Genomic DNA, 24,415 nt, shown 5'->3' on the forward strand with positions numbered 1-24,415 from the left:
GCCTAGCCCGCGTCCTTCCAGCCCCAGAACATCTTGCACGGCAGCACGTTGAGCGGTTCGAAATCGCTGTCGATGCGGCGGAACCGGCGGGCCATGAAATCGCGCGCCTTGGCCGAAAACTGATAGACGAGGAACGCGCCGCCGGGGCGCAATACCCGGTGGGTGGCATCGACGATGGCGGGGCCGACGCCGTCCGGAAGCGTGGAGAACGGCAGACCCGAAAGGATGTAATCCGCGCCGTCATGGCCGTGCGCGGCGATGATCGTCTCCACTTCCGCGGCGGAGCCGAGCACGGCGGTGAACCGGCTATCGGCGATCGTGCGGTTGAGGTAGTCGATATAGAGCGGGTTGGTATCGATCACGATGAGCGACGCATCCCGCTTCATCCGGTCCAGCACCGGTTGGCAGAACGTGCCGACGCCGGGCCCGTATTCGACAAACAGATCGCACCGGCTCCAGTCCGTTCGCGACAGCATACGGTCGATGGTGAAGCGTGAGGACGGAATGATCGAACCGACCATCACCGGATGCTGCACGAACCCCTTGAAAAACACGCCCCAGGGGCCGAGCGCCCTGGACAGGCGGCGCTTTGCCCGGCCCGTGATGGTGTCGCGCGTCAATTCGGTACCCGCCATGAAATAATCGTCTCCGCCTCTTGACCGATCGTGACGCGGGCGTGGCAAATCACAGGCCGCATTGCAAGCGCCGGGGCAAACATCGGTGCAAACATCGGTAAGCTAAAGGATTTCGTGAACGGTATCCTGCGGCCGGCACAGGCGGGCACCCTTCTCCGTCTCGACCAGCGGACGCTCGATCAGCATCGGCTCGGCCGCCATTGCATTCAGAACGGTGTCGTCGTCGGCATCGGGAAGGCCGCGTTCGGCCGCATCCGTGCCCCGCATGCGAAGGCCCTGCTGCGGCGAAATGCCCGCCTTTTCATAAAGGCCGCGCAGGCGCGCCGCGTTCGGCGGGTTTTTCAGATATTCGATCACCTCGACCTCGACGCCGGGCGTTTCTTCCAGAATGGCGAGCGTCTTGCGCGAGGTGCCGCATTTCGGATTGTGCCAGATGGTAGCTTTCATTCGTCGTTCTCCTCACTGGGCATTGCTGGACCGCCGGGCGCGATGGCGGGCACGTCCCGCGCGGCCTCGGCCGGGTCGATACCGGGGGCGGGAACGTCGCCGGCCGGCTCGCGGCGGCGGAGCGACCGGCTCGCCCGTTCGAACGCCCGCACGATCCGCGGATGCGCACCGCACGGGCATAGATTGCGGATCGCATCATCGATCGCGGCGCGGTCCGGCGCCGGATCGCGGGACAATAAGGCCGCCCCCGCCATCACGATGCCCGGCGTGCAGAACCCGCATTGAATGGCCCCTTCGGCCACCATCGCCTGTTGCAGCGGGTGCGAACGGTCCGGCGACAGCGCCTCGATCGTGGTGACGTATCGCCCCTCCACCTCGGCGAGCGACACGAGGCAGGACCGGATCGCCTGCCCGTCGATGATGACCATGCACGCCCCGCAATCGCCATTGCCGCAGCCGTGCTTCGTGCCGGTCAGGTTCGCCGCATCGCGCAGCGCCCAGACCAGCGGCGTATCCCCGTCCATCAGGAATTGCACCGGGCGATCGTTGACGGTCAGGCGAGTCATCGTGCCCCAGCCCTATAGCGAAGCGCCCGTTTGCAAAAGCAGCCGCCCCGCGCCATCACGAAGGGAGCAGGCCCCGCCGCTCGAAATCGGCGCGCAGCGTGGGCGCATCGCTGAAATGATGCACCTGCCACCCGAGCCGAGCGGCGGCATCGACGTTGTCGCGGCGGTCGTCGATGAACAATGCGGTCGCAGGCGCGATGCCGAAACGACGCGCGGCAAGGTCGAAGATTTCCGGCTCCGGCTTGGCGAGTTTTTCCGTGCCGGACACGACGATGTCGCGGAACCGGTCGAAAACCGGCTGCGTCGCGCGGAACTCTTTCCAGAAGCTGTCGGCGAAATTGGTGATCGCGAAAAGCGGCACCCCGGCGGCGTCCAGCTCCTCCACCAGTTCGAGCGCGCCTGGAACCGGGCCGGGGATCGATTCTGTAAACCGCGTCGCATAGGCGTCGATGAGCGCGTCCTCGTCCGGGAACGCGGCTTTCCGCTCGGCGACCATTTCCGCAAGGTCGCGCCCTTCGTCGTGGCCATGATGCCATTCGGGCGTAACCACATGGGTCACGAACCATTCGAGCCGTTCCGGATCATCGATCAGCCGGCGATAAAGATGGCGCAGGTCCCATTGGAACAGCACCATGCCGACATCGAACACGACATGTTCGATTCTACGATCCGTCACAAGCCCGCTCCCATCGCGCACGCATACGCGAAAGCGCCGCCCGGTCGCCCCGGCGGCGCATCGTCACGCAAGACCACTGGACCGGCGAACGGCCCGAGGCGCAAGGATTCAGCCCTGGCGGGCCTTGAACCGGCGATTGGTCTTGTTGATGACATAGACCCGGCCGCGACGGCGGATCACGCGGTTGTCGCGGTGACGGTTCTTCAGCGATTTGAGGCTGTTGCGAATCTTCATTGTCTCGTTCCCAATTGCCGGTGAGAGATCGACCCCACCGGGCGCATTCCGACAGCTGCCCGGGTGGACATCCGTCTCTGGCGGGGGTGCGATCCATATGGACGCCAACCCGCCGAAATCAAGGTGGGGCGGATAGGTGCAGCCCGGCCTTGAGTCAAGGCACGTTTGGCGCGCGGGTTACCCGCCCTGCCCGTCACGCAGGCCGGTGAGCCGCTTTTCCCATTGCAGCGCATGACCGATGATCGTTTCCAGATCGTCGTGGCGCGGCTTCCACGGGACGGTTTCCATGATCCGGCTGTTGTCCGACACGAGCGAGGGCACATCGCCCGCGCGGCGCCCCTCCATCACGCGCGGCACCGGCTGCCCCACCACCCGGTCCACCGCGTCGAGCACTTCGAGCACGGAGAAACCGCGCCCGTATCCCACATTCATGGTCAGGCTGCGTTCCGGCTGCGCGATCAACGCCTCCAGCGCGAGAACATGGGCATCGGCAAGGTCCGACACATGGATATAATCGCGCACGCCGGTGCCGTCGGGGGTCGGATAATCGGTGCCGAACACGCCGACCGGCCCCCGTTTGCCAAGGGCCGATTCGACCGCCACCTTGATGAGATGGGTCGCCCCGATGCTGGACTGCCCGCTACGCGCGTCGGGATCGGCGCCCGCCACGTTGAAATAGCGCAACACGCAATGGTTGAGATCGTAGGCGCGCGAGCAATCGGCAAGGATCCGCTCGGTCATGAGCTTCGACATGCCATAGGGATTGACCGGCGACAGCGGCAGATCCTCCTGAAGCGGTTTCAGGTCCGGCTCCCCATATACCGTCGCGGTGGAGGAGAAGATCATGTGCGGCACGCCATGTTCGACCGCCGCGGCGATAAGCGCGCGACCCTTCACCGTGTTGTTGTCGTAATATTTCAGCGGGTCCGACACCGATTCCGGCACGATGATCGACCCTGCGAAATGCATGATCGCTTGGCTGCCCTGCTCGGCGAAGATGCGGGCCAGCAATTCGGCATCTGCGATGTCACCGCGATAAAACGCCACCTCGTCCGGGATCGCCCAGCGAAAGCCGGTGGAAAGATCGTCGATCACCGCGACATCCCACCCCTTGTCGAGCAGGGCGAGCACGGCATGGCTCCCGATATATCCGGCCCCGCCGGTGACCAGCACCGGAACTTTTGCACTGTCGTCGGATTTCACCATCGCGGGCTCCTCGGCATTTTGGTCAATACGCGATCGGTGACCTATTCGAACCCGGCCTGCAAGTTAAGCGCGAATACACGATGCATCCCCTAATCGGACGCTTCACATTATTTCGCCGGTTCGGGAGACGACCATGACCATTCGCCCATTTACGCCAGCAACCCTGCCCATGCTGGCGCTCGCACTCGTCGCGCCGGCGATGCTGGGGGCGTGCGCGACGACGCCGCCCGTCGATGTCACACGGTTCAGCGCGCTCGAACGATTGAACCTGGCCGACCGCGGCACGGTTCAGATCGTGACCCCCGATGCGCCGGGCGGCTCGCTGATGCTGGAGCCGTGGCGCGCCGCCGTCGCGGCCGAGCTTTCGCAAGCAGGCTATACCCCGACAAGCCGTGCCGACAGCGCGCAGGTCGCCGAAATCTTCGTGCGCCGCGACACGATGCGCGCCGAACGCCGCCGCAGCCCCGTCAGCGTCGGGGTTGGCGGATCGACCGGCGGATATGGCTCGGGCGTCGGCGTGGGCGTCGGCATCGACCTCAGCGGCCCGCCGCCGGAGCAGGTGTCGAACGAGCTTTCGGTCGTGATCCGCGACAGGGCCAGCGGCGAATCGGTGTGGGAAGGCCGCGCCGACCAATATGTGAAAGCCAAATCCGGGCTTGCCGACGCGGCCACCGCCGCGCAAAGGCTGGCCGCCGCCCTGTTCGCCGATTTTCCGGGCGAACCCAGCGAAACCTACACCGTAAAGGACTGATCCGACCCCATGACCGATACGCCCTACGAAAATGCCGATATTGCCATCAATGCCGCCTTCGATGCCGGCAATATCGCGGTAACGCGCGTTTCGGGGGCGGAGGCATGGCTGACCATCCGCAAGGATGAGCAGAGCGATTTTTTCCAGTGGTTCCATTTCCGTGTCGCCGGGGCGGCGGGGCGCGAACTGACGCTGCGGATCACCGGTCTTGCGCAATCGGCCTATCCGGACGGCTGGGCCGATTACAAGGCGTGCGTGTCGGAGGATCGCGCCGAATGGCTGCGCGCGGATACCGAATGGGCGCCGGGCGAGGATGGCGGAACGCTCACCATCCGCTACACGCCGATGGGCGACCTTGCCTGGTTCGCCTATTTCGCGCCCTATTCGATGGACCGGCACCACGATCTGGTCGCGCAGGCCGCGCTGACCGAAGGGGTCACCCATCGCACATTGGGCGAAACGCTCGACGGGCAGGCGATCGACTGCCTCGAAATGGGTGAGGGCGAGACGCAGGTCTGGCTCTACGCGCGGCAGCATCCCGGCGAATCGATGGCGGAATGGTGGATGGAGGGGGCGATCGCCCTGCTTACCGATCCGTCCGACCCGGTGGGCCGCGCCCTGCGCCAGAAGGCGACATTCCACATCGTGCCCAATTGCAACCCGGACGGCAGCCGCCGCGGCCATTTGCGCACCAATGGCATCGGCACCAATCTCAACCGCGAATGGCAGGATCCCTCGCCCGAAACATCTCCGGAAATCTATGCCATCCGCAACGCGATGGACGAAACCGGCGTCGATTTCGCGATGGACGTGCACGGGGACGAGGCGATCGCCGCCGTTTTCCTCGCAGGGTTCGAAGGCATCGCCGATGCGAGCGAGGAGCAGGCAAAGGGGTATGCGCTCTATTCCGAGCTTCTTGTCGCGCAGACGCCCGATTTCCAGACCGAAAAGGGCTACCCCGTCACCGCAAAGGGCAAGGCGAACCTGGCGATTTCCACCAATCAGCTCGCGCAGCGTTTCGGCGCGGTGTCGATGACGTTGGAAATGCCGTTCAAGGACCACGCCCCGATGGCCGATGCGACCAACGGGTGGAGCCCGGACCGCTGTATCGAGCTCGGCCGGTCGTGCATGGCGGCGCTCTATCAATGGCTGGTGCGGCGGGGCTGATTTTAACGAAGCGTTAGGATTTCGGCGCTATTTTCGGAAGCCATGAACGCTTTCGTATCCCGCGCCGATCACATTGTCCGGTCCCGCCTGGCCGCCACGCCCGGCGCCCTCGCGCGAAGCTGCGTCATCGCGGGCTGTGCGATGGCGCTGGCGGCGGCGGGGCCGTTTCTTCCGTTCTGATCCGCCGTTGCATCTGACGGCACTGGCTTTTCCATAGGCGGCTGCGCTAACGCTGCGCACCATGACCGACATTTCCTCACCGCTCGACCTCGCCCGGCGCCTCATGGCATGCGAAAGCATGACACCGGCGCGCGGCGCGGTATTCGACACGATGGCCGCGATGCTGGAACCGCTCGGCTTTGCCGTGACGCGCACCGTCGACGGGGCGGCGCCCGACGGACCGGTCGAAAACCTCCTCGCCATACGCGAAGGGCCGGTGGGGAGCCGCCATTTCGCCTTTGCTGGCCATCTCGACGTGGTGCCGCCGGGCGAGGGGTGGCACTCCGATGCCTTCGCGCCCGAAATACGGGGCGAACTGCTCTATGGCCGCGGGGCGGTGGACATGAAAGGGTCGATCGCCTGCATGATCGCCGCCGTGGCCGCCATTCCCGCCGATGCCGGCACGATCAGCTTCATCATCACCGGCGACGAGGAAGGCCCCGCCGTCCACGGCACGCGCGCGATCATGGAACACATGGCCGCCGCGAATATCGCGCCCGACCTGTGCCTCGTCGGGGAGCCGACCTCGGTCAACCGGCTGGGCGACATGATGAAGATCGGGCGGCGCGGTTCGGTCAATATCTTCCTGTCGGTCACGGGCACGCAGGGGCACGTCGCCTATCCGCATCTTGCCGACAATCCGATTCCCAGGCTCGTCGCGATGCTGGCCGAACTCGATGCGCTGACGCTCGACGAGGGGACCGACTGGTTTCAGCCGTCGAACCTCGAAATCACCGAGCTGGAGGTTGGCAACCCGGCCCATAACGTCATCCCGGCACAGGCGAAGGCGCGCATCTCCATCCGCTTCAACGACACGCACACCGGCGCCGAACTGGGCGCGCGGGTGAAGGCGATCGCCGAAAGCCATGGGGGCACGGCGGTTCCTGTCATCTCCGGCGAGCCGTTCCTGACCCCGCCGGGCGAATTTTCGACGCTGCTGGCCGACGCGATCCGGGCCGAAACCGGCATCGACCCCAAATTGTCGACGAGCGGCGGGACATCGGACGCGCGCTTTTTACGCGCGCTGTGCCCCGTCATCGAATTCGGCCTGTGCAACGCAACCATGCACAAGCGGGACGAGGCGGTCGCCATTGCCGATCTCGACATGCTGACCCGGATCTATGCGCGCACGGTGCGCGCCGCCTTGTCCGCATAACCGCCGCCGCCCACTTGCGGGCGGGGTCGACTGAGGCCACAAGGGCCGACTGCATCTGCGCGCGAAAGAGGGTCGAACCCATGTTCCGTATCTGGTTTAACATACCCTTGTGGCAACGGGTGATCGCGGCGCTGATCCTCGGCGTGGCGGTCGGCATGTGGTGGGGGCCGGATGCCGAAAGCATCAAGTGGATCGGCGATTTCTTCATCAAGTCGATCAAGATGCTGGTCGTGCCGCTCATCTTCTTCAGCCTGGTGTCGGGCGTCGCGGCCATTGGCGATCTTCGCAAGCTGGGCGCGGTTGGCGGGCGCGCGATGCTGATCTTCGTGGTGACGGGGCAGATCGCGGTTTGGCTGGGCCTTTTGCTGGGCACGGTGCTGGCGCCGGGCGCGGGGGTCGATACCACCGCCATCGAAATGGGCGCGGTGCCCGAACCGGTGCCGACGACGGCGGTGGACATGATCCTGTCCATCGTGCCCGAAAGCCCGGTGCAGGTGATGGCCGATGTATCTGTCCTGCCGCTGATCGTGTTTTCCCTGCTTATCGGGATCGGCATTCTGATGGCCGCCGACGATGGCGTGCCGGTGCAGAAAGTATTCGATAGCGGCGCCGTCATCATGCAGAAGGTCACCATGGTGGTGATGGAACTCACCCCGTTCGGCGTGTTCGCGTTGATGGCATGGGTGGCGGGCACGCTGGGGCTCGACGCGCTGATCGCCTTGTCGAAGCTGGTCGCGCTCAATTACCTTGGCTGTCTGCTGATTATCTTCGTCCTGTATTCGGCGATGATCAGGTTTTTGGCCCGGTTACCGGTGCGCGATTTCTTTCGCGGAATCATCGACGCCATGGCGGTCAGCTATTCGACCGCATCGTCCAATGCGACGCTGCCCGTCACCATGCGCTGTGCCGAGCGCAATCTGGGCGTGTCGAATTCGGTGGCGAGCTTCGTCGTGTCACTGGGCGCGACGATCAACATGAACGGCACGGCGATGTATCTCGGCCTTGCGACATTGTTCGGGGCGCAGATCTTCGGCGTGGATTTGACCTGGGCCGATTATTTCCTGATCTCCATCCTCGCCACGCTGGGCGCGGTGGGCGCGGCGGGCATTCCGGGTGCGGGGCTGATCATGATGGCGCTGGTGTTCGGGGCGGTGGGCGTGCCGCTCGAAACGATTGCCTTCGTCGCGGGGGTCGACCGGATCATGGACATGATGCGCACCACCACCAACGTGTCGGGCGATGCGGCGGTGGCGACGACCGTGGCGGTGATGACGGGCGAGATCGACCGGCGTGAGATGATTTCCGCCGACGACGTATAACGCTTCGCCGTTTACCGCGTGGCGGAGCAATAGGCCGCGGCGGCGCCCGTTACGGCGATGACCTCCGGGTCGCCGACGCGGCGGGCGCGTTCGACATAATCGGCAATCGTGAGCTTTTCGGTCCGTTCGCCATCGCGCGCCTTCGCCCGTGACAGTTTCCGCAATTGCGCGACCGAGAGGCGATCGGCCATTTCCGCCGCCATGCACCGCGCGACCGGCGTACGCACACCCGCATCGGTGAGCCCGGATTGCACCGCCTGCTGCTTTACACAGCCGGAAAGCGCGACGAACGAAAGAAGCAGAAGCAGGCGCAAGCGTGTCATCCTTTTGCGAGGAAACCGGACGGTAAGGCGTCTATTCCCAATGCGCCAGCACCGAATCCACCCATTCGGGCACGATGATCCCCGCAGGGCCAAGCCGCGTTTCGTCGAACCAGCCCGATCCCTGGCTGCGTTCGAGATTCAGTTCCAGCGTGGCGGCGCCCATCGCCTTTGCCTCCCGCACGAAACCGGCGGCGGGATAGACCGCCCCCGACGTGCCGATCGACACGAACAGATCGGCCTCGCGCAATGCGGCATAGATCCGCTCCATTTCATACGGCATTTCCCCGAACCATACGACATCGGGCCGCAATGCCGCCTCCCCGCAATTGGGGCATGCGGGCCGGTCGATCAACGTGCCGGTCCACCGGCTCCGCACATCGCAGGCGGTGCACCATGCGTTCAAATGTTCGCCATGCATGTGCAGCACGCGTGTCGCGCCCGCCCGTTCGTGCAGATCGTCGACGTTCTGCGTCACGATCAGCAGTTCACCGCCGAATTCCCGGTCCAGCCGGGCGAGCGCATTGTGCGCCGGATTCGGTTCCTTCGTCTGGATCGCCTCGCGCCGCATGTCGTAGAAGCGGAGCACGAGATCGGGGTCGCGGGCGAACCCTTCGGGCGTGGCGACATCCTCGACCCGGTGCTGCTCCCACAATCCGCCGGCGCTGCGAAATGTGTCGATGCCGCTTTCGGCGGATACGCCCGCGCCGGTGAGGATGACGATGTTCCGCAATGCGTTGATGTTGTCTTTCATGTCCCGCATGAAGCACGACAACACCGGACACGACAACACCGCACAGGACAAAAGGCTAGACATATGGCACGTATCGGCATCGTCGGAATCAATGGCCGCATGGGGCAGGCGCTGGCCAGCGCGATCGCCGCATCGGGCCATGAATGCACCGGCGGGGTTGACCGCGACACCGGCGACATTGCCGCCCTCGCGCGCGACAGCGACGCGCTCGTCGATTTTTCCTCGCCCGATGCGCTTGCCGCGACATTGGACGCGGCCGTGGCGGGCGGGGCCGCCGTGTTGATCGGGACGACCGGGCTTGGCGATGCGCACCACGGTGCCATCGACGCGGCGGCGCGCGATATCGCCGTGCTGCAAACCGGGAATACCTCGCTCGGCGTGACGATGCTCGCGCATCTGGTGGAGGAGGCGGCCGCCCGGCTCGGCCCGGATTTCGATGTCGAGATCGTGGAGATGCACCACCGCAACAAGGTCGACGCCCCGTCGGGCACCGCTCTCCTGCTGGGCGAGGCGGCGGCGCGCGGGCGCGGGATCGACCTCGCGACGCACAGCGCGCGCGCGCGCGATGGCCATACCGGCCGCCGGGCCGAGGGCGCCATCGGCTTTGCCGCGCTTCGCGGCGGGACGGTCGCGGGCGAGCACAGCGTGATCTTCGCCGGCGAGGAGGAACGCATCACATTGTCGCATGGCGCGGAAAATCGCATGATCTTCGCGCGCGGGGCGGTGCACGGGGCCGAATGGCTGATCGGGCGGGCGGCGGGCCGCTATACCATGCCGGAGGTGCTGGGCCTGTAAACGGATGACCAAGGACCAGATCTTCGAATTCTTCCGCCGCCTCGCCGAAGACAATCCCGATCCCGAAACCGAGCTGGAATACGGCAATGCCTTTCAACTCGTCGTCGCGGTCGCCCTGTCGGCGCAGGCGACCGATGTCGGGGTGAACAAGGCGACCCGCGCGCTTTTCGCAAAGGTGGAAACGCCGCAGCAGATGCTCGACCTCGGCGAGGACGGGTTGAAAGAGCATATCAAGACCATCGGCCTCTTCAATTCCAAGGCGAAGAACGTCATCGCCCTCTCTCACCTGCTGATCGAGGATTATGGCGGCACGGTGCCCGACACGCGGGAGGATCTCGTCCGCCTGCCCGGCGTCGGGCGCAAGACGGCGAATGTGGTGCTCAATTGCTGGTTCGGGCAGGAAACCTTCGCCGTCGACACGCATATCCTCCGCGTCGGCAACCGCACCGGCCTCGCCAAGGGGAAAACCCCCGAAGCGGTGGAGGCCAAGCTCGAAAAGCGCGTGCCCGGCCCGTTCCGCATGGGCGCGCATCACTGGCTCATCCTGCATGGCCGCTATGTCTGCAAGGCGCGCGCGCCCGAATGCTGGCGCTGCACCGTGGCGGATCTGTGCAGCTTTCGCGGCAAGGTGATGGAAAAACCGGCGAAGCGGTAGGCGCGGTGCGGAACGGGGCGCCCGCCCCGACGGTTTCCCTGGTCTATCCAGCAAAGGAACGGCCATGGCGGAAACAGGCACTGCAAAGCATCTCGACCATATTGCAAAGGCGATGAAGGACATCGACTTCGTCATGCTCAACACCCATACGACGGGGGGCCGGATCGGCGCCCGTCCGATGAGCAACAACCGCCAGGTCGATTACGACGGCGACAGCTATTATTTCACCTGGGACACATCGCGCATGGTGGAGGATATCGAGGCCGACCCGAAAGTCGGCCTGTCGCTACAGGGCGCGGGATCGCCCGACGGCGCGCCCGGCATCTTCATCGCGATCGAGGGCGAGGCGAAGATCGTGCGCGACAAGGGCGCCTTTGCCGAACATTGGGTCGACGAGCTCGACCGCTGGTTCGAGGACGGGATCGACACCGGCGGCATGGTCATGCTGCACGTGGCGGCCAGCCGCGCGGCCTATTGGGATGGCGAGGACGAAGGCGACTTCGAAATCACATGAACATGCGCGGCGGCGGGGCGGACGCATCGCCCCGCCGCCGCCCGCGATCAGCCCACGACCTCCGCCGCGGCGAGCACGGCAAGCGTCAGCACTTCGGGTGCGATGCTGGTCATCGGCGCGATCTGCACCGGCTTTTCCATGCCGATCAGCATCGGGCCGATGGTCGATGCGCCGGCAAGCTCGCGCAGCAGTTTCGCCGACAGGTTCGCCGATTGCAGCCCCGGCATGATGAGTACGTTGGCAGGCGAGGACAGCCGGCTGAACGGGTAAAGCTTCATCACGTCGGGGTTGAGCGCAGCATCGGGCGCCATTTCGCCCTCATACTCGAAACCGGGCTCTTCCTCATCGAGGATGTGCACCGCCTCGCGGATGTTTTCGAGCCATTTGCCCGACGGATTGCCGAAGGTGGAATAGGACAGGAACGCCACGCGCGGTTCGTGACCCAGCCGGCGCGCGACCTTTGCCGTTTCCTTCGCGATATGGGCCAGCGTCTTGGCATCGGGACGTTCGTTGATCGTCGTATCGGCCAGGAATACCGTGTAGTTCTTGCCCAGCATCATGTGGACGCCGAACGGCACCTCCCCCGGTTTTGCGTCGAGCACCAACCCGACCTCGCGCGCGGTCTGTGCAAAGGGGCGGGTGAGGCCGGTGATCATCGCATCGCCCTTGTCCAGCGCGAGCAGCAGCGAGGCGAAAACATTGCGGTCCTGATTCACCATGCGGCGCACGTCGCGTTCGGTATAGCCGCGCCGTTGCAACCGTTCGTACAGGAAATCGACCATGGCGGGCACGTGCTCGCTATCGGCGGAATTCTGGATCTCGTAGCTTTCGGGATCGTCGACGCCAAGCTCGCGCAGCTTGTCGCACACCGCGCCCGTGCGTCCGACGAGCACGGGTTCGCCATAGCCGAAATCGCGGAACTGTATCGCGGCGCGGATGACGACATCTTCCTCCGCCTCTGCAAAGACGACGCGTTTGGGGTTCTGCTGCAGGTTTTCGTACACCTTGGTCAGGACCGAGGTGGTGGGGTTGAGCCGCGCCTTCAGCGACATCTTGTAGGCGTCGAAATCCTCGATCGCCGTCTGCGCGACGCCCGAATCCATCGCCGCCTTCGCGACGGCGGCGGACACCCGCTCCATCAAACGCGGGTCGAAGGGGGCGGGGATGATGTAATCCTCGCCGAACTGATGATCGACGCCATAGGCCGCGGCGACTTCCTCCGGCACGCGTTCGCGGGCAAGTTCCGCGATGGCCTCGGCAGCGGCGATCTTCATCTCCTCGTTGATGGCGGTCGCCCGCACGTCGAGCGCGCCGCGGAAGATGAAGGGGAAGCCGAGCACGTTGTTCACCTGGTTCGGATAATCCGAACGGCCGGTGGCGATGATCGCATTGGGCTTTACCTCACGCGCCAGTTCGGGGCGGATTTCGGGTTCGGGATTGGCCATGGCAAAGATGATCGGGCGGTCGTTCATCTTCGCCACCCATTCGGGTTTCAGCGCGCCCGCCGCCGACAGGCCGAGGAAGATATCGGCACCGACCAGCGCCTCTTCGAGGGTGCGCTTGTCCGTATCGACGGCGTGCGCCGATTTCCATTGATCCACATCGTCGCGGCCGGGATAGATCGGGCCGGAACGGTCGCACATGATGACGTTTTCATGCCGCACGCCCATCGCCTTGATGAGAGCGGTACACGCGATGGCCGACGCGCCCGCGCCGTTCACGACCATCTTCACATCCTCCATCCGGCGCCCGGTGAGGTGCAGCGCATTGATGAGCCCGGCCGCCGCGATGATCGCGGTGCCGTGCTGATCGTCGTGCATGACGGGAATGTTCATGCGTTCGCGAAGCGCCTGCTCGATGATGAAGCATTCGGGCGCCTTGATATCTTCGAGGTTGATGCCGCCAAAGCTCGGCTCCATCAGCGCGACGGCATTGATGAAGGCGTCGGGATCCTCGGTCGCGAGCTCGATATCGATGGAATCGACGTCGGCGAAACGCTTGAAGAGCACGGCCTTGCCCTCCATCACCGGCTTGGACGCGAGCGCGCCCAGATTGCCCATGCCCAGGATGGCCGTGCCGTTGGAAATCACCGCGACGAGGTTGGACCGCGCGGTATAGATCGCCGCGGTCGACGGATCGTCGGCGATGGCCTGCACCGGCGCTGCGACGCCGGGGGAGTAGGCGAGGCTGAGATCGCGCTGCGTCGCCATGGGTTTCGACGCGACGATCTCGATCTTTCCGGGTCGGATCGTGGAATGGTAGAACAGCGCCTCACGCTCGGTAAAGCTGCTGTTCCGATTGTCGCCGTCATTCGCCAAAATGGCCTCCCGTTGGAATACACCTACAAATCCGCCCTATCGCGCAAATCGCGATCGGGATAGGGCGCGCGGCCAAGTTTTCGCGCCAAGTTTTCGATGGGGATAGCAGATTGCCCGACTTTGGCGAATCGCGCCTCGTCGGCTAGGCGATGCGGTATGGCATCCGGACCCACCCCGATGATGGCGCAATATCTCGCGCTCAAGAGCCAGGCGGACGATTGCCTGCTGTTCTACCGCATGGGCGACTTTTTCGAACTGTTCTTCGACGATGCGCGCCGGGCCGCCGCCGTGCTCGACATCGCATTGACGAGCCGGGGCGAACACGATGGCGCGCCGGTGCCGATGTGCGGCGTGCCGGTGCATTCGGCGGAAAGCTATCTTGCCCGGCTGATCCGTGCAGGGTGCCGGGTCGCCATCGCCGAACAGGTCGAAACCCCGGCCGAGGCGAAGGAGCGCACGAAGCGCGAGGGTGGCGGGTCCAAGGTATTGGTGAGGCGCGACATCGTGCGCTTCGTGACCGCCGGCACGCTGACCGAGGATAACCTGCTTGAATCGCGCAGGGCCAACACGCTGGTCGCGCTGGCGCCGTTGCACGACCGGGTCGGTATCGCGGCGGTGGATATTTCGACCGGCGCGATGATCCTCGAAAGTCATGAGGCGGGCAACCTGGCGGCGGCCCTGTCGCGGATCGGGGCGAGCGAGGTCGTCGTGCCGGAGGCGTGGGAGCATGCGCCCGAGGACGCCATCACGCGCCCGGCCGCGGATTTCGCATCGGACAGGGGCGAGGCGCGGCTGAAATCGCTGCACCAGGTTTCGACGCTGGACGGGTTCGGGGCGTTCGACCGGGCGGCGCTGGCGGCGGCGGGCGGGCTGATCGCCTATCTCGACCATGTCGGGCGCGGGCAATTGCCCTTGCTGCTGCCGCCACGGGCGCGGGCGGCACACGGCCACCTCGCCATGGACGAGGCCACGCGCGCCAGCCTTGAAATCCTGCAATCGGCATCGGGCACGCGTTCGGGCAGCCTGATCGATTGCATCGACCGGTGCCTCACCGGGGCGGGGGCGCGCCTGCTGGCCGAGGATCTGTCCGCGCCGCTTGCCGAGGCGGAGGCGATTCGCGAACGGCTCGCGGCGGTGGACCGGCTTTACGGCGATGCCTTGCTGCGCGAGGATCTGCGCGGATTGATGCGCGGCCTGCCCGATATTGCACGCGCGCTTGGCCGGGTGGTCGCCGGGCGGGGCAGCCCGCGCGATCTTGGACAGATTCGCGACGGGCTCGGCCTTGCCTATGAACTGCACCAGATGATTGGCGAGATGGCGGACCGGCCCGCGCTGTTCGAACGGCTCCGCCCTGCCCTGACCGGGCATGGCGCTCTGGTGCAGGCGCTTATCCGCGCACTGGTCGAAACTCCGCCGACGGAGCGGGCGCAGGGCGGCTATATCGCAAAGGGATACGATGCCGCGCTCGACGAATTGCGCGACATTGCAAAGAACGGGCGGCAGGCGATTGCCGCGCTCGAACAGGATTACCGCGATGCGACCGGCATTGCCGCGCTCAAGATCAAGCACAATGGCGTGCTCGGCTATTTCATCGAGGTGCCCGCGCGCCATGCCGATGCGCTGATGGCGGCGGACAGCGGCTTTACCCATCGGCAGACAATGCAGAGCGCGGTCCGCTTCAACGCGCTGGCCTTGCACGAACAGGCCAGCCGCATTGCCGAGGCGGGCGGACGTGCACTCGCCGCCGAGGATGCACATTTCGAGGAGCTGGTCGCGATGACCGCCGCCCATGCCGAGGGCATCGCCGCCACCGCCCATGCGCTCGCCCGGATCGACGTATGCGCAGGGCAGGCGGAGCGCGCCGCCGAGGGCGGCTGGGTGCGGCCCGACATCGCCGATGCCCCCTGCCTCGACATTCGCGGCGGGCGGCACCCGGTGGTGGAGGCCGCGCTGGCAAAGGGGCGCGACCGCTTCGTTGCCAATGATTGCGCGCTTTCGGACACGGACCGGCTCTGGCTCATCGGCGGGCCGAACATGGGCGGCAAATCGACATTCCTGCGTCAGAATGCGCTGATCGTCCTGCTCGCCCAGGCGGGGGGTTTCGTCCCCGCGGACAGCGCGACGATCGGCCTCGTCGACCGGTTGTTCAGCCGGGTCGGCGCATCGGACAATCTGGCGAAGGGCCGCTCCACCTTCATGGTCGAAATGGTGGAGACCGCCGCGATCCTGTCCCAGGCCACCGATCGCAGCTTCGTCATCCTCGACGAGGTCGGGCGCGGTACCTCCACCTATGACGGGCTGGCGCTGGCCTGGGCGGTGGCGGAAAGCGTGCATGGCACATTGCAATGCCGTTGCCTGTTCGCGACGCATTACCATGAATTGTCCCGCCTTGCCGAAACATGCGAGGCCTTGTCGCTCCACCACGTTCGCGCGCGGGAGTGGAAGGGCGATCTGGTTCTCCTGCACGAGCTGGCGGACGGACCGGCGGATCGCAGCTACGGGCTTGCGGTCGCGCGGCTGGCCGGTGTGCCCGCCCCCGTGATCGCGCGGGCGAAGAAGGTGCTCGACAGGCTGGAAAAGGGGCGCGCGGAAACCGGCGGGCTGGCGGCGGGGCTCGGCGAATTGCCGCTGTTCGCCGCCGTGGCCGAAGCGGAGGAGGAGCAGTGCGACACGCTGCGCGATACGCTCGCCGCGCTCGATGTCGATGCGCTCTCGCCGCGCGATGCGCTCGACATGCTTTACAGGCTCAAACGCGACGCCGCCGATTGACCGGGGCGGCGGCGGCGGTCATTCTTTTCTTATGACAGAAGACGAGATCAAGTCGCAGGACGCCTCCAGCCGGACGCACCTCGCCGAAGATCGCACGATCATGGCGGTGGAGCGGACCTTTGCCGGGTGGATGCGCACCGCCTTTGCCGCGATCGGCATCGGCATCGCTTTCCGCGCCTTGTTCGGGGAGCTGGACCCGCCATGGCTCGCCCGCGTGATCGCGACCATGTTCATGCTGCTGGCCGCGGTGTTTGCCATCGGGGCCGAACGGCGGGCGTGCCGGGCGCTGACGCGGATGAACCCGCACGAGGTGGATTCGCCCGACATGCCGCGCCTGAAATGGATCGCCTATGCGGTTGCCGCCGGTGCGATCATCCTCGCCATCGCGATATGGCTGGCGCGGGACATCGGCACCGGCGGATAAGCCGGTTCAGCTGTCGGAATGGCCCGGCTCGTCCTTCATGATGTTGGACTTGCCGTATTTCTTCTCGTTATCGTCGTGGTTCGGCTCACCGCGATAGGCGCTCATGTCGATGCCGCCGGTGTCCATCTGCTTCATCTTGTCGACCAGATCGCCCTGCGTGCTTTCATCGAGCGGGCCTTTTTCGGGCTTGTCGCTATCCTCGTCGAGCGAATAGCTCGATACGCGGCGGCCCTGCGCCTGGCGCGAAACGGTCTGCGCCTGCGTGTCCTTGTCGCGCTGTTCGGTGTTGAGGTTTTCGTGGGCGTTGTCGTTGGTGGGGTCTGCCATGTTCAATTCCTGTTTACGTTTGCATGAAGGAACGGGCGGCGACCCTCCCCGGTTCCGACGGGATCAGCCGCGATGGGCCCCCGGCACCCACAAAACATCGGCCCGGCCATGGTCATTGAACGCGCGCGCCGCCACGAACAGGTAATCCGACAGCCGATTGACGTAAGCCAGCGCGGCGGGATTGACGGCATGCTGTTGGGCGAGTGCGACACATGCCCGTTCCGCCGACCGTACCGACGCCCGCGCGACATGCACCCGCGCCGCAATCTCGCTCCCGCCGGGCAGGATGAAGCTCTTCAACGGCTCCAGCCTTTCGTTCAGCGCATCGATTCGTGATTCCAGCCACTGACCTTGCGCATCGGTCATGCGAAGCTGCATCTCTCCGCACGTGAAATCGTCGCCCGGCGTGGCGAGGTCGGCCCCAAGATCGAAGAGGTCATTCTGTATCCGGCGCAGATCGGCGGCAATGTCGCCATCGGGCGCGGCGCAAACCGCAACGCCAATGGCGCAGTTCGCCTCGTCCACCGTGCCGATGGCGGCCATGCGCGCGGCATTTTTCGCGATGCGCGAACCGTCGACAAGGCCGGTGGTGCCGTCGTCGCCGGTGCGCGTGTAGATCCTGTTGAGCCGGACCACGCCGGATCAGCTATTGATGACGAGCAGCAGCGCGACGACGATGATCGCGGCCGCCTGATATTTGATGCGGGCGAACATCGCCTTGTTCTGGCGAATCTGCATCATCTCGATCCGTTCGTCGCCACCTTCGAGATCGAGTTTCGTCGTTTGGAGGAACGCGACGATCCCCTTCACGAGCGAGACGACGACCATGATGGCCAGAATGGCGATGACAATGGCAAGGATGGTGTTCATGGGCGTCAAGATAGGGACGCCGCCCACGCATTTCCAGCCCCCTATCCCTCACTCCCCCCATCACCCCAATACAATCCTTTGCCCAGACGCCCCCCGCGCAGATCCGCCGCAAATGCACGCCCGTCCACCCCGGCGCCACGCATGTCGGCAAGGGAGGGCGAACCGCGGCGTTTCGCCAGCTTGCGCCCATCCCCTTCCACGATCAGCGCATGGTGGTGCCACACCGGCACCGGCAGGCGCAGCAGTTGTTGCAGCAGGCGGTGCACATGGGTCGCGGCAAACAGATCCATCCCGCGGGTGACGCAGGTAATCCCGTCCGCCGCATCGTCCCAGGTCACGGCGAGGTGATAGCTTCCCGGCGCATCCTTGCGCGCGAGCACGATGTCGCCGAAGATTTCGGGCGTCGCGCGTATCTCGCCCCGCCGCTCGTCATGCCAGGTGAGCGGCCCTGCCCGCGCCGCGGCGGCGTTCATGTCGAGCCGCCATGCCACCGCGCCATCGCGGGCATCGACGCCGCGCCCCCTGCACGTGCCGGGATAGAGCGGGCCGTCGGGACCGTGCGCCGATGCCGCCGCCGCAATCTCCGCGCGGGTGCATCGGCAGGCATAGGCCAAACCCATCGCGCGCAACCGGTCGAGCGCGTCGGCATGTGCACCGATGCGCGCCGATTGGCGGATGACCGGCCCGTCCCAGTCGAGCCCGAGCCAGCGCAGATCGGCGAGCGCCCCTGCGGCAAATTCCTCCCGGCTGCGCGCGCCGTCGATATCCTCTATCCGGAGCAGGAACCGCCCGCCGCCCGCCCGCGCCCGGTCGTGGGCGACGATCGCGGCATGGGCGTGCCCTGCATGCAGCGGGCCATTCGGGCTGGGCGCGAAGCGGGTGACGATCATCGCGCGCAGCATAGCGGCGATGCGCCCTCGTGAAAGGCCCGAAAAGCCTTACCTGAAAGGCGCGCGCGAAAGAGGCGATCCTGCGTCAGTTATGCATATAGTCTTGACGCGCGCGCAGCTTAGGGGCAGCAATGGCACTTACGATGCGTCATCAACCTGTCACGCCTCAATGCGATAGCGTCCCGGCACCCAGTGGAGGAGGCCGGATAACGGCATGTTCAGCAACGCGCTGATCGAACAACGCGTCACGCTCGCCAGCGCAAGGGAGGATCCGACCCGCGCGCTCGGCCAATGTCCTGCCCTTGTCCTCAACGCGGATTATTCTCCGCTGTCCTATTATCCGCTGTCGCTCTGGCCGTGGCAGACCGCGATCAAGGCCGTGTTCCTCGACCGGGTCGATATCGTGGCAAGCTATGAACGGCAGGTGCATTCGCCCTCGCTCGACATGCAGATCCCGTCGGTGATTGCGCTTCGCGAATATGTGAAGCCGTCGGAGTTTCCCGCCTTCACCCGCTTCAACGTATTCCTGCGCGACCGGTTCGAGTGTCAGTTCTGCGGAAGCCCGAAACAGCTCACCTTCGACCATGTCGTGCCCCGAAGGCTGGGTGGGCAGACGAGCTGGGAAAACATCGTCGCGGCCTGTGCGCCCTGCAACATGAAGAAGGGCGGACGCACGCCGAAACAGGCAGGCATGCAGCTGAAACTCGCGCCGATCCGCCCGACCAACTGGCAATTGCAGCAGCGCGGCCGTGGCTTTCCGCCGCATTACCTGCATGAAACCTGGCGGGACTGGCTCTATTGGGACATCGAGCTGGAAGCCTAGATCCAGCCGGACAATTCCCGCCGGATCAGCGTTTCGAGCATTGCCATGCCCGGCGCCCCATCGTTGAGGCAGGACAGCGCATCGAACTGCGCGCCGCCATGCTCGACAAAGCTTTCCCGCCCCCGGATCGCCAGCTCTTCCAGCGTTTCGAGGCAATCGGCCGAAAAGCCCGGCGCCGCGATGGCCAGCCGCTTCGTCCCCCGCCTCGCCTCCTGCTCCAGCACCGTGTCGGTCGCCGGCTCAAGCCATTTGGCCCGGCCAAAGCGCGATTGAAACGTGGTATCGATGCGCAGGTCCGGAAATTCCGGCGCCAGCGCCGCGGCCAGAAGCCGCGCGGTCTTCCGGCAATGACAGTGATAGGGATCCCCCAGATGCAGCGTGCGTTCGGGCATGCCGTGAAAGCTGAGCAGCAGCACCTCCGGCATTTGGGCGAGCGCCTTGATCTGCCGCGAAAGATCCTCCGACAGCGCCGCGATATAGGCCGCATCGTCGTGATAGGGCGGCAGGGTGCGGATCGCCGGTTGCCACCGCATGTCGGCAAGCGCGCGGCCAAGCTCGTCCACCGCCGTCGCCGTCGTCGCGCCCGAATATTGGGGGTAGAGCGGCGCGAAGAGAATGCGGTCGTGACCTGTATCCTTCAACGCCTGCACCCGCGCGGGGATCGACGGATTGCCGTATCGCATCGCCCAGTCGACCGTGACCTGATCGCCCAGCCTGTCCTGCAACCGCTCGGCCTGATGCTTCGTAATCGCGGCGAGCGGCGATCCGTCCTCGCCCCATACCTGCGCATAGGCATGGGCGGATTTCGCCGGCCGCGTGTTGAGGATGATCCCGCGCAGGATCGGCTGCCACGCGATGGCGGGAATTTCGACGACGCGGCGGTCGGACAGGAATTGTTTAAGGTAACGCTTCACCGCCCCCTTTTCCGCCGCATCGGGCGTGCCGAGATTGGTCAGCAGCACCGCAATGCGTGCCGTCGGGGCCGCCGGGTGATCGGCGGGGCGCGGCATGGGGGTTGCGGGCGTTGCGTCGTGGATATCGGTCATGTGATGCTTTCATTCGAAAGGGCGGGATCGGCGCCAGAGTCTTCGGGTGGGTCAACCGGCGGGGGGCCATCGCCCGGCTCTGCCGCCCCGGCATCGGTGGGGGCTGCCACCGGCGGCGGGATCAGGGGTTCGGCAACCATCGGAAGGGCGCGGAACCGTTCGCCGGTTGCGGCATGCAGCGCATTGGCAATGGCGGGCGCGATGACCACGGTCCCCAGTTCGCCGGGGTCGAATGGCGGGAAATCGTTGCGGGCGAAACCCACGGTTATGTCCGGCGCGCGCGACAATGCCGGCAGATTCAACGCCCCGATCGTTTCCTCCCGCGGCAATCCGCGGCCATAGCTTGCACGCGAGCCGAGCGCGAGGCCCATGCCATAAAGCAATCCGCCCTCGATCTGCTGAAGCGCGAGTTCGAGGTCGACGACGCGCCCGATGTCGCAAAAGGCCGCGATGCTGACGACCTCGACCCCCATCGGGCCGCGCCGGGCGCGAACGATGGCCGCGATCCGCCCGCCGCCGTCGGCCCGGCCCGCAGGGTCGCGCATGTGCCAGCAGGCAATCCCCTGCCCCGATCCGGCGATGCCGCCATCCCATTCGCCGATCTGGGCTGCGCCCTGAAGGCATTCGGCCAGCCGCACGTCCCCACCCAGCATCGCCACGCGATAGGACAGCGGCTCCGCCCCCGCGGCGCCCGCCATCTCGTCCATGAAGCTTTCGGTGATGAAGCAACACGCCGCATCGCCATTGCCGCGTATCCGCCCGACCGGCAGGCCGATCGCGGCGGGCACCGCCTCCACCCGCATGGCGGGAATGCGATAGGGCGGGGCCGCCCCGAACAGCGCCGGCGGATCGACCGCGTCATCGTTCGCCGCCATCGCCTCGGCGGGCGCCATGCGCGCGAACAGCCTGTCGTGCATCTGCCGCGCAGGTGCCGGGGTGGCGATGCGCGACTGCCACGCGGCGATCAACCCGTTGCGCCCCGGCACGGCGCGGACCTGCGCCGCGATGGGCGCACGCGGCATTTCGGTCAGCATCTCCTGCCAGCGCGAATAGCTCAGCTGTATCGAGCGCCCCGCCGCCCGTGCGATCAGTGCCGCCTCCCGCACGATGCGAATGTCGAGCCGCGCATCGAAGCTCCCGCCCGCGCCCACCGGATAGACGACGACGTCGCGCACCCCCATGCCAAGCGCGCCCGCCGCCGCGCGCCGCGCCTGCTCCGGCGCCTGCGACGCGATCCACAGCTCCAGCCTGCCATCGGCGAGCCGCGCGGTCGCGCTCGCGGTTTCGAGGGTGCCATGCCAGGCCGGCGCAATGTCATAGCGCGCCGCGATCGCATCGGGCCGGTCGAGCAAAGGCACCGGATCGCCGGTTTCATGCACAGCGACCGCCTCACCTTTGGTCAGCGCGGTCTGCAACGCGGCCTCGATACGAATATCCTCGGCCAGTTCGCCGGTCGGGGCAAAACGGGGGGCAAGCGCCTTCACAGCCTTTTCCGCGGCCCATGTGCTGCGGCCCAGTGCGGCGATCCATTCGTCATGGACCACCCGCCCTTCATATCCGGTGATGCGCCGCGCCGCCCCATGATCGAAACCCGTCAGCCGCGCACCCGGCAACGACCCGTGCGCAATGGCGGCGAACAGCATGCCGGGCAGGCGTATGTCCGCGGCAAAGGGAAAGCTGCCGTCGACCTTGGACGGCGCGTCGAGCCGGGGGTAGCTTTGGTGCGGCCCTGTAAAGATCGGCGCGGCCGTCTCGCTCGCCGGGGCGGGGTTGAGCAGCGGGGGATCGGGCGCGTCGAAACGGGCGGCGTCATCGACCAGATCGGCGAAACGCACGCGCTTGTCGCCGTGGATGATGAAGCCGCCCTCGGCGCGGCATTCCTCGAACGCGACGTCCCACCGCTCCGCTGCGGCCATCGACAGCACCGCGCGCAGACCCGCCGCCGCCTCGCGCAGCGGCGTTTCATACGCGGCAAGCGCGGTGCCGTCCGCCGTCGCCATCAGCGTTTCTCGCTGTGCGTGAAGTTTCGCCAGCGTATCGCCGGGCGTATCGGCGATGGGCGCGAACCACCCCGCCCAGAGCTGCGCCCAATACGCGGCGAGCACCGGATCGGCGTAGGTCGCACTGATCGCCGCAGGTTCCACCGCGATCTGCCGCCAGTCCGCGCCCAGCTCCTGCGCCGCGATGCGCGGCAGCAGCGTCGTCGCCCCCTGCCCCATTTCGAGCACGGGCACCGCGATCGACACCACCCCATCGCGCGACAGCTTGATCCAGCTGCCGAAGGCGCGCTGCCCCTCACCCGGCGGGATCGGCACCGGATATTCGCGCGGGATGAACGTCCATGCCGCGATCAGCCCGCCGCCCGCCGCCGCCCCGATGAGCAGGCCGCGCCGCGTCACACGCACACCGCGCCCGGCGGAGCGCGGCGCGGTTTCAGGCTTTCGCAGCTTCGGCATCGGCGTCCACGCTGTCGGCAAAGGCCATGACCTGCCCGGCAAGGTCGGCAAACATGTCCGAAATCTCGCCCGATCCGGCGGCGGGCGGCGTTCCCGCGTCGCTTTCCTCGCGCAGCGTCATGGTGAGCGGTATGCACCCCAGGAACCGGCGGCCCAGTTCCCGGGCCGCCGCCTCGGCTCCGCCGGCGCCGAACGGGTCGCTGACTTCGCCGCAATGGGGGCAGGCGAAACCGGCCATGTTCTCGACAATGCCGATGGTCGGCACCGCCGCCTTGTCGAAAAAGGCGATGGCGCGGCGCGCGTCCATCAAGGCGAGATCCTGCGGCGTGGACACGATCACCGCGCCTATGGGCTTGAACTTCTGTATCATGGTAAGCTGCACGTCGCCGGTGCCGGGGGGCAGGTCGATGACGAGATCGGTGACATCGCCCCAGTCCGCCTCGATCAGTTGCGCCAGCGCATTGCCCGCCATCGGCCCGCGCCATGCGATCGCCTGATCCGGCGTGGCGAGATGACCCATCGACAGCATCGGAATGTCGAGCACGCCGGTCACGGGGATGAGCTGCTTGTCCTTCGCCTGCGGCTTCTTGTCCTCGCTCTGCATCAAGCGCGGTTGCGACGGGCCGTAGATGTCCGCATCGACGAGGCCGACGCGGCGCCCGGCACGCTTCATCGCGACGGCCAGATTGGCCGACACGGTGGACTTGCCCACGCCGCCCTTGCCCGAACCGACCGCGATGAGGCGTGGTTTCGGCTTTTCGGGTCCACGCTCCGCCGTCATGGCGATGCGCAGCGGCGGCAATTCCATGTCCGCCAGCGCGGCGCGGATGCGTTGCTCCAGCGAGGCACGCGCGCCATCGTTCAGCCCGCCCACCTCGACGACCAGCGTCACGGCGGTTTCGGTCAGGCGCACCCCTTCGACACGGTCGCCCGCCACCGGGGCGAGCGCGGTGCGGATGGCGGTTTCGCGGCCCTGGGCGGCGCCTTGTTGGGCGTCATTCATGGTGTTTCCTTTACGATCATTCGCACCGGTTCGCATTTAACAGCGCAAAAAGCCACCGACAGCCCCTGTTTTTGC

At 66.1% G+C, this 24,415-nt stretch carries 27 protein-coding genes; 11 read left to right on the plus strand and 16 right to left on the minus strand.

All coding sequences use genetic code 11. From position 1 onward, the window contains the following. Nucleotides 1-2 precede the first annotated feature (2 nt). The 6 genes from K4G67_RS04115 to galE form a co-directional block, all read right to left on the minus strand. A complete protein-coding gene (locus tag K4G67_RS04115; RefSeq protein WP_239805122.1) occupies nt 3-635 on the minus strand; it encodes a class I SAM-dependent methyltransferase in 633 nt (210 codons plus the stop codon). 102 nt (nt 636-737) lie between these two features. Next, nucleotides 738-1,082, minus strand: coding sequence for an arsenate reductase (glutaredoxin) (gene arsC / locus K4G67_RS04120; protein ID WP_239805123.1), 345 nt, complete (start codon nt 1,080-1,082; stop codon nt 738-740). Further along, nucleotides 1,079-1,648 (minus strand): (2Fe-2S)-binding protein, encoded by a 570-nt coding sequence (locus K4G67_RS04125; RefSeq protein ID WP_239805124.1) that lies wholly within the window; start codon nt 1,646-1,648, stop codon nt 1,079-1,081. Before K4G67_RS04125 ends, arsC begins: the two co-directional genes overlap by 4 nt. Before the next feature lie 55 nt (nt 1,649-1,703). Next, entirely contained in the window at nt 1,704-2,282 is a 579-nt protein-coding gene (locus K4G67_RS04130) for an HAD family hydrolase (protein WP_239805367.1), read from the minus strand. A 150-nt stretch (nt 2,283-2,432) separates the two neighbouring features. Then, entirely contained in the window at nt 2,433-2,558 is a 126-nt protein-coding gene (gene ykgO / locus K4G67_RS04135) for a type B 50S ribosomal protein L36 (protein WP_202082613.1), read from the minus strand. Nucleotides 2,559-2,735: 177 nt separating this feature from the next. Next, nucleotides 2,736-3,764 carry a UDP-glucose 4-epimerase GalE gene (gene galE / locus K4G67_RS04140; RefSeq protein WP_239805125.1) on the minus strand — a complete coding sequence of 343 codons (1,029 nt, stop codon included), beginning with the start codon at nt 3,762-3,764 and terminating at the stop codon, nt 2,736-2,738. 133 nt (nt 3,765-3,897) lie between these two features. On the opposite strand from galE, the gene K4G67_RS04145 reads away from it, so the two are divergent. The 5 genes from K4G67_RS04145 (at nt 3,898) to K4G67_RS04165 (ending at nt 8,376) form a co-directional block, all read left to right on the plus strand. Beyond that, nucleotides 3,898-4,515, plus strand: coding sequence for a DUF4136 domain-containing protein (locus tag K4G67_RS04145; RefSeq protein WP_239805126.1), 618 nt, complete (start codon nt 3,898-3,900; stop codon nt 4,513-4,515). 9 nt (nt 4,516-4,524) lie between these two features. Then, entirely contained in the window at nt 4,525-5,682 is a 1,158-nt protein-coding gene (locus tag K4G67_RS04150; RefSeq protein WP_239805127.1) for a M14 family metallopeptidase, read from the plus strand. A gap of 42 nt (nt 5,683-5,724) precedes the next feature. Next, on the plus strand, nt 5,725-5,862 hold the full coding sequence (locus tag K4G67_RS04155) for a hypothetical protein (protein ID WP_202082607.1): 138 nt from the start codon (nt 5,725-5,727) through the stop codon (nt 5,860-5,862). Between the two features lie 61 nt (nt 5,863-5,923). After that, entirely contained in the window at nt 5,924-7,057 is a 1,134-nt protein-coding gene (dapE, locus tag K4G67_RS04160; protein WP_239805128.1) for a succinyl-diaminopimelate desuccinylase, read from the plus strand. An 80-nt stretch (nt 7,058-7,137) separates the two neighbouring features. Beyond that, a complete protein-coding gene (locus tag K4G67_RS04165) occupies nt 7,138-8,376 on the plus strand; it encodes a dicarboxylate/amino acid:cation symporter (protein ID WP_239805129.1) in 1,239 nt (412 codons plus the stop codon). Nucleotides 8,377-8,387: 11 nt separating this feature from the next. Here K4G67_RS04165 and K4G67_RS04170 read toward each other — a convergent pair whose 3' ends face one another. Both K4G67_RS04170 and K4G67_RS04175 read right to left on the minus strand, forming a co-directional pair. Further along, complete coding sequence (locus tag K4G67_RS04170) at nt 8,388-8,690, minus strand: hypothetical protein (protein WP_239805130.1); 303 nt, start codon at nt 8,688-8,690, stop codon at nt 8,388-8,390. A 40-nt stretch (nt 8,691-8,730) separates the two neighbouring features. Then, complete coding sequence (locus K4G67_RS04175) at nt 8,731-9,438, minus strand: NAD-dependent deacylase (RefSeq protein WP_239805368.1); 708 nt, start codon at nt 9,436-9,438, stop codon at nt 8,731-8,733. Between the two features lie 75 nt (nt 9,439-9,513). Between K4G67_RS04175 and dapB the strand changes: the two genes are divergently transcribed. The 3 genes from dapB (at nt 9,514) to K4G67_RS04190 (ending at nt 11,414) form a co-directional block, all read left to right on the plus strand. Continuing rightward, nucleotides 9,514-10,245, plus strand: coding sequence for a 4-hydroxy-tetrahydrodipicolinate reductase (gene dapB, locus K4G67_RS04180; protein WP_239805131.1), 732 nt, complete (start codon nt 9,514-9,516; stop codon nt 10,243-10,245). 4 nt (nt 10,246-10,249) lie between these two features. Beyond that, on the plus strand, nt 10,250-10,900 hold the full coding sequence (nth, locus tag K4G67_RS04185; RefSeq protein ID WP_239805132.1) for an endonuclease III: 651 nt from the start codon (nt 10,250-10,252) through the stop codon (nt 10,898-10,900). 64 nt (nt 10,901-10,964) lie between these two features. Further along, on the plus strand, nt 10,965-11,414 hold the full coding sequence (locus K4G67_RS04190; protein WP_239805133.1) for a pyridoxamine 5'-phosphate oxidase family protein: 450 nt from the start codon (nt 10,965-10,967) through the stop codon (nt 11,412-11,414). A gap of 47 nt (nt 11,415-11,461) precedes the next feature. On the opposite strand, the gene K4G67_RS04195 is transcribed toward K4G67_RS04190, so the two are convergent. Further along, nucleotides 11,462-13,732, minus strand: a complete 2,271-nt coding sequence (locus K4G67_RS04195) for an NADP-dependent malic enzyme (protein ID WP_239805134.1) — start codon at nt 13,730-13,732, stop codon at nt 11,462-11,464. Between the two features lie 156 nt (nt 13,733-13,888). On the opposite strand from K4G67_RS04195, the gene mutS reads away from it, so the two are divergent. Both mutS and K4G67_RS04205 read left to right on the plus strand, forming a co-directional pair. Then, nucleotides 13,889-16,501, plus strand: coding sequence for a DNA mismatch repair protein MutS (mutS, locus tag K4G67_RS04200; RefSeq protein ID WP_239805135.1), 2,613 nt, complete (start codon nt 13,889-13,891; stop codon nt 16,499-16,501). Nucleotides 16,502-16,532: 31 nt separating this feature from the next. Beyond that, nucleotides 16,533-16,925, plus strand: a complete 393-nt coding sequence (locus K4G67_RS04205; RefSeq protein ID WP_239805136.1) for a YidH family protein — start codon at nt 16,533-16,535, stop codon at nt 16,923-16,925. 6 nt (nt 16,926-16,931) lie between these two features. On the opposite strand, the gene K4G67_RS04210 is transcribed toward K4G67_RS04205, so the two are convergent. The 4 genes from K4G67_RS04210 to gluQRS all read right to left on the minus strand — a co-directional run bounded on the left by K4G67_RS04210 (nt 16,932) and on the right by gluQRS (nt 19,012). Continuing rightward, complete coding sequence (locus tag K4G67_RS04210) at nt 16,932-17,252, minus strand: hypothetical protein (RefSeq protein ID WP_239805137.1); 321 nt, start codon at nt 17,250-17,252, stop codon at nt 16,932-16,934. A gap of 63 nt (nt 17,253-17,315) precedes the next feature. After that, entirely contained in the window at nt 17,316-17,888 is a 573-nt protein-coding gene (locus K4G67_RS04215; protein WP_239805138.1) for a cob(I)yrinic acid a,c-diamide adenosyltransferase, read from the minus strand. A gap of 6 nt (nt 17,889-17,894) precedes the next feature. Beyond that, nucleotides 17,895-18,122, minus strand: a complete 228-nt coding sequence (locus tag K4G67_RS04220) for a hypothetical protein (RefSeq protein WP_239805139.1) — start codon at nt 18,120-18,122, stop codon at nt 17,895-17,897. 41 nt (nt 18,123-18,163) lie between these two features. Further along, entirely contained in the window at nt 18,164-19,012 is an 849-nt protein-coding gene (gene gluQRS / locus K4G67_RS04225; protein WP_239805369.1) for a tRNA glutamyl-Q(34) synthetase GluQRS, read from the minus strand. Between the two features lie 214 nt (nt 19,013-19,226). Here gluQRS and K4G67_RS04230 point away from each other — a divergent pair, with 214 nt between their 5' ends. Beyond that, nucleotides 19,227-19,835, plus strand: a complete 609-nt coding sequence (locus K4G67_RS04230) for an HNH endonuclease (protein WP_239805140.1) — start codon at nt 19,227-19,229, stop codon at nt 19,833-19,835. On the opposite strand, the gene hemH is transcribed toward K4G67_RS04230, so the two are convergent. From hemH to K4G67_RS04245, 3 genes are read right to left on the minus strand one after another with little or no spacing between them, the layout of a single operon-like run. Beyond that, nucleotides 19,832-20,845 carry a ferrochelatase gene (gene hemH, locus K4G67_RS04235; RefSeq protein WP_239805370.1) on the minus strand — a complete coding sequence of 338 codons (1,014 nt, stop codon included), beginning with the start codon at nt 20,843-20,845 and terminating at the stop codon, nt 19,832-19,834. The genes K4G67_RS04230 and hemH overlap by 4 nt on opposite strands. 32 nt (nt 20,846-20,877) lie before the next feature. Further along, the gene (locus K4G67_RS04240) at nt 20,878-23,337 is read right to left on the minus strand and encodes a molybdopterin cofactor-binding domain-containing protein (RefSeq protein ID WP_239805141.1); all 2,460 of its coding nucleotides are present in this window, start codon (nt 23,335-23,337) and stop codon (nt 20,878-20,880) included. Next, on the minus strand, nt 23,315-24,340 hold the full coding sequence (locus tag K4G67_RS04245; RefSeq protein ID WP_275588742.1) for an Mrp/NBP35 family ATP-binding protein: 1,026 nt from the start codon (nt 24,338-24,340) through the stop codon (nt 23,315-23,317). The genes K4G67_RS04240 and K4G67_RS04245 overlap by 23 nt, the downstream gene beginning before the upstream one ends. Nucleotides 24,341-24,415 lie beyond the last annotated feature (75 nt).

This window comes from Croceicoccus hydrothermalis (assembly GCF_022378335.1).
Lineage (GTDB): Bacteria > Pseudomonadota > Alphaproteobacteria > Sphingomonadales > Sphingomonadaceae > Croceicoccus > Croceicoccus hydrothermalis.

Excerpts from the sequence above, each read along its gene's own strand:
- K4G67_RS04115 (WP_239805122.1), bottom strand. The coding sequence starts at position 635 with ATGGCGGGTACCGAATTGACGCGCGACACCATCACGGGCCGGGCAAAG.
- arsC (WP_239805123.1), bottom strand. The coding sequence starts at position 1,082 with ATGAAAGCTACCATCTGGCACAATCCGAAATGCGGCACCTCGCGCAAG.
- K4G67_RS04125 (WP_239805124.1), bottom strand. The coding sequence starts at position 1,648 with ATGACTCGCCTGACCGTCAACGATCGCCCGGTGCAATTCCTGATGGAC.
- K4G67_RS04130 (WP_239805367.1), bottom strand. The coding sequence starts at position 2,282 with ATGGTGCTGTTCCAATGGGACCTGCGCCATCTTTATCGCCGGCTGATC.
- ykgO (WP_202082613.1), bottom strand. The coding sequence starts at position 2,558 with ATGAAGATTCGCAACAGCCTCAAATCGCTGAAGAACCGTCACCGCGAC.
- galE (WP_239805125.1), bottom strand. The coding sequence starts at position 3,764 with ATGGTGAAATCCGACGACAGTGCAAAAGTTCCGGTGCTGGTCACCGGC.
- K4G67_RS04145 (WP_239805126.1), top strand. The coding sequence starts at position 3,898 with ATGACCATTCGCCCATTTACGCCAGCAACCCTGCCCATGCTGGCGCTC.
- K4G67_RS04150 (WP_239805127.1), top strand. The coding sequence starts at position 4,525 with ATGACCGATACGCCCTACGAAAATGCCGATATTGCCATCAATGCCGCC.
- K4G67_RS04155 (WP_202082607.1), top strand. The coding sequence starts at position 5,725 with ATGAACGCTTTCGTATCCCGCGCCGATCACATTGTCCGGTCCCGCCTG.
- dapE (WP_239805128.1), top strand. The coding sequence starts at position 5,924 with ATGACCGACATTTCCTCACCGCTCGACCTCGCCCGGCGCCTCATGGCA.
- K4G67_RS04165 (WP_239805129.1), top strand. The coding sequence starts at position 7,138 with ATGTTCCGTATCTGGTTTAACATACCCTTGTGGCAACGGGTGATCGCG.
- dapB (WP_239805131.1), top strand. The coding sequence starts at position 9,514 with ATGGCACGTATCGGCATCGTCGGAATCAATGGCCGCATGGGGCAGGCG.
- nth (WP_239805132.1), top strand. The coding sequence starts at position 10,250 with ATGACCAAGGACCAGATCTTCGAATTCTTCCGCCGCCTCGCCGAAGAC.
- K4G67_RS04190 (WP_239805133.1), top strand. The coding sequence starts at position 10,965 with ATGGCGGAAACAGGCACTGCAAAGCATCTCGACCATATTGCAAAGGCG.
- mutS (WP_239805135.1), top strand. The coding sequence starts at position 13,889 with ATGGCATCCGGACCCACCCCGATGATGGCGCAATATCTCGCGCTCAAG.
- K4G67_RS04205 (WP_239805136.1), top strand. The coding sequence starts at position 16,533 with ATGACAGAAGACGAGATCAAGTCGCAGGACGCCTCCAGCCGGACGCAC.
- K4G67_RS04210 (WP_239805137.1), bottom strand. The coding sequence starts at position 17,252 with ATGGCAGACCCCACCAACGACAACGCCCACGAAAACCTCAACACCGAA.
- K4G67_RS04220 (WP_239805139.1), bottom strand. The coding sequence starts at position 18,122 with ATGAACACCATCCTTGCCATTGTCATCGCCATTCTGGCCATCATGGTC.
- gluQRS (WP_239805369.1), bottom strand. The coding sequence starts at position 19,012 with ATGATCGTCACCCGCTTCGCGCCCAGCCCGAATGGCCCGCTGCATGCA.
- K4G67_RS04230 (WP_239805140.1), top strand. The coding sequence starts at position 19,227 with ATGTTCAGCAACGCGCTGATCGAACAACGCGTCACGCTCGCCAGCGCA.
- hemH (WP_239805370.1), bottom strand. The coding sequence starts at position 20,845 with ATGCCGCGCCCCGCCGATCACCCGGCGGCCCCGACGGCACGCATTGCG.
- K4G67_RS04240 (WP_239805141.1), bottom strand. The coding sequence starts at position 23,337 with ATGCCGAAGCTGCGAAAGCCTGAAACCGCGCCGCGCTCCGCCGGGCGC.
- K4G67_RS04245 (WP_275588742.1), bottom strand. The coding sequence starts at position 24,340 with ATGAATGACGCCCAACAAGGCGCCGCCCAGGGCCGCGAAACCGCCATC.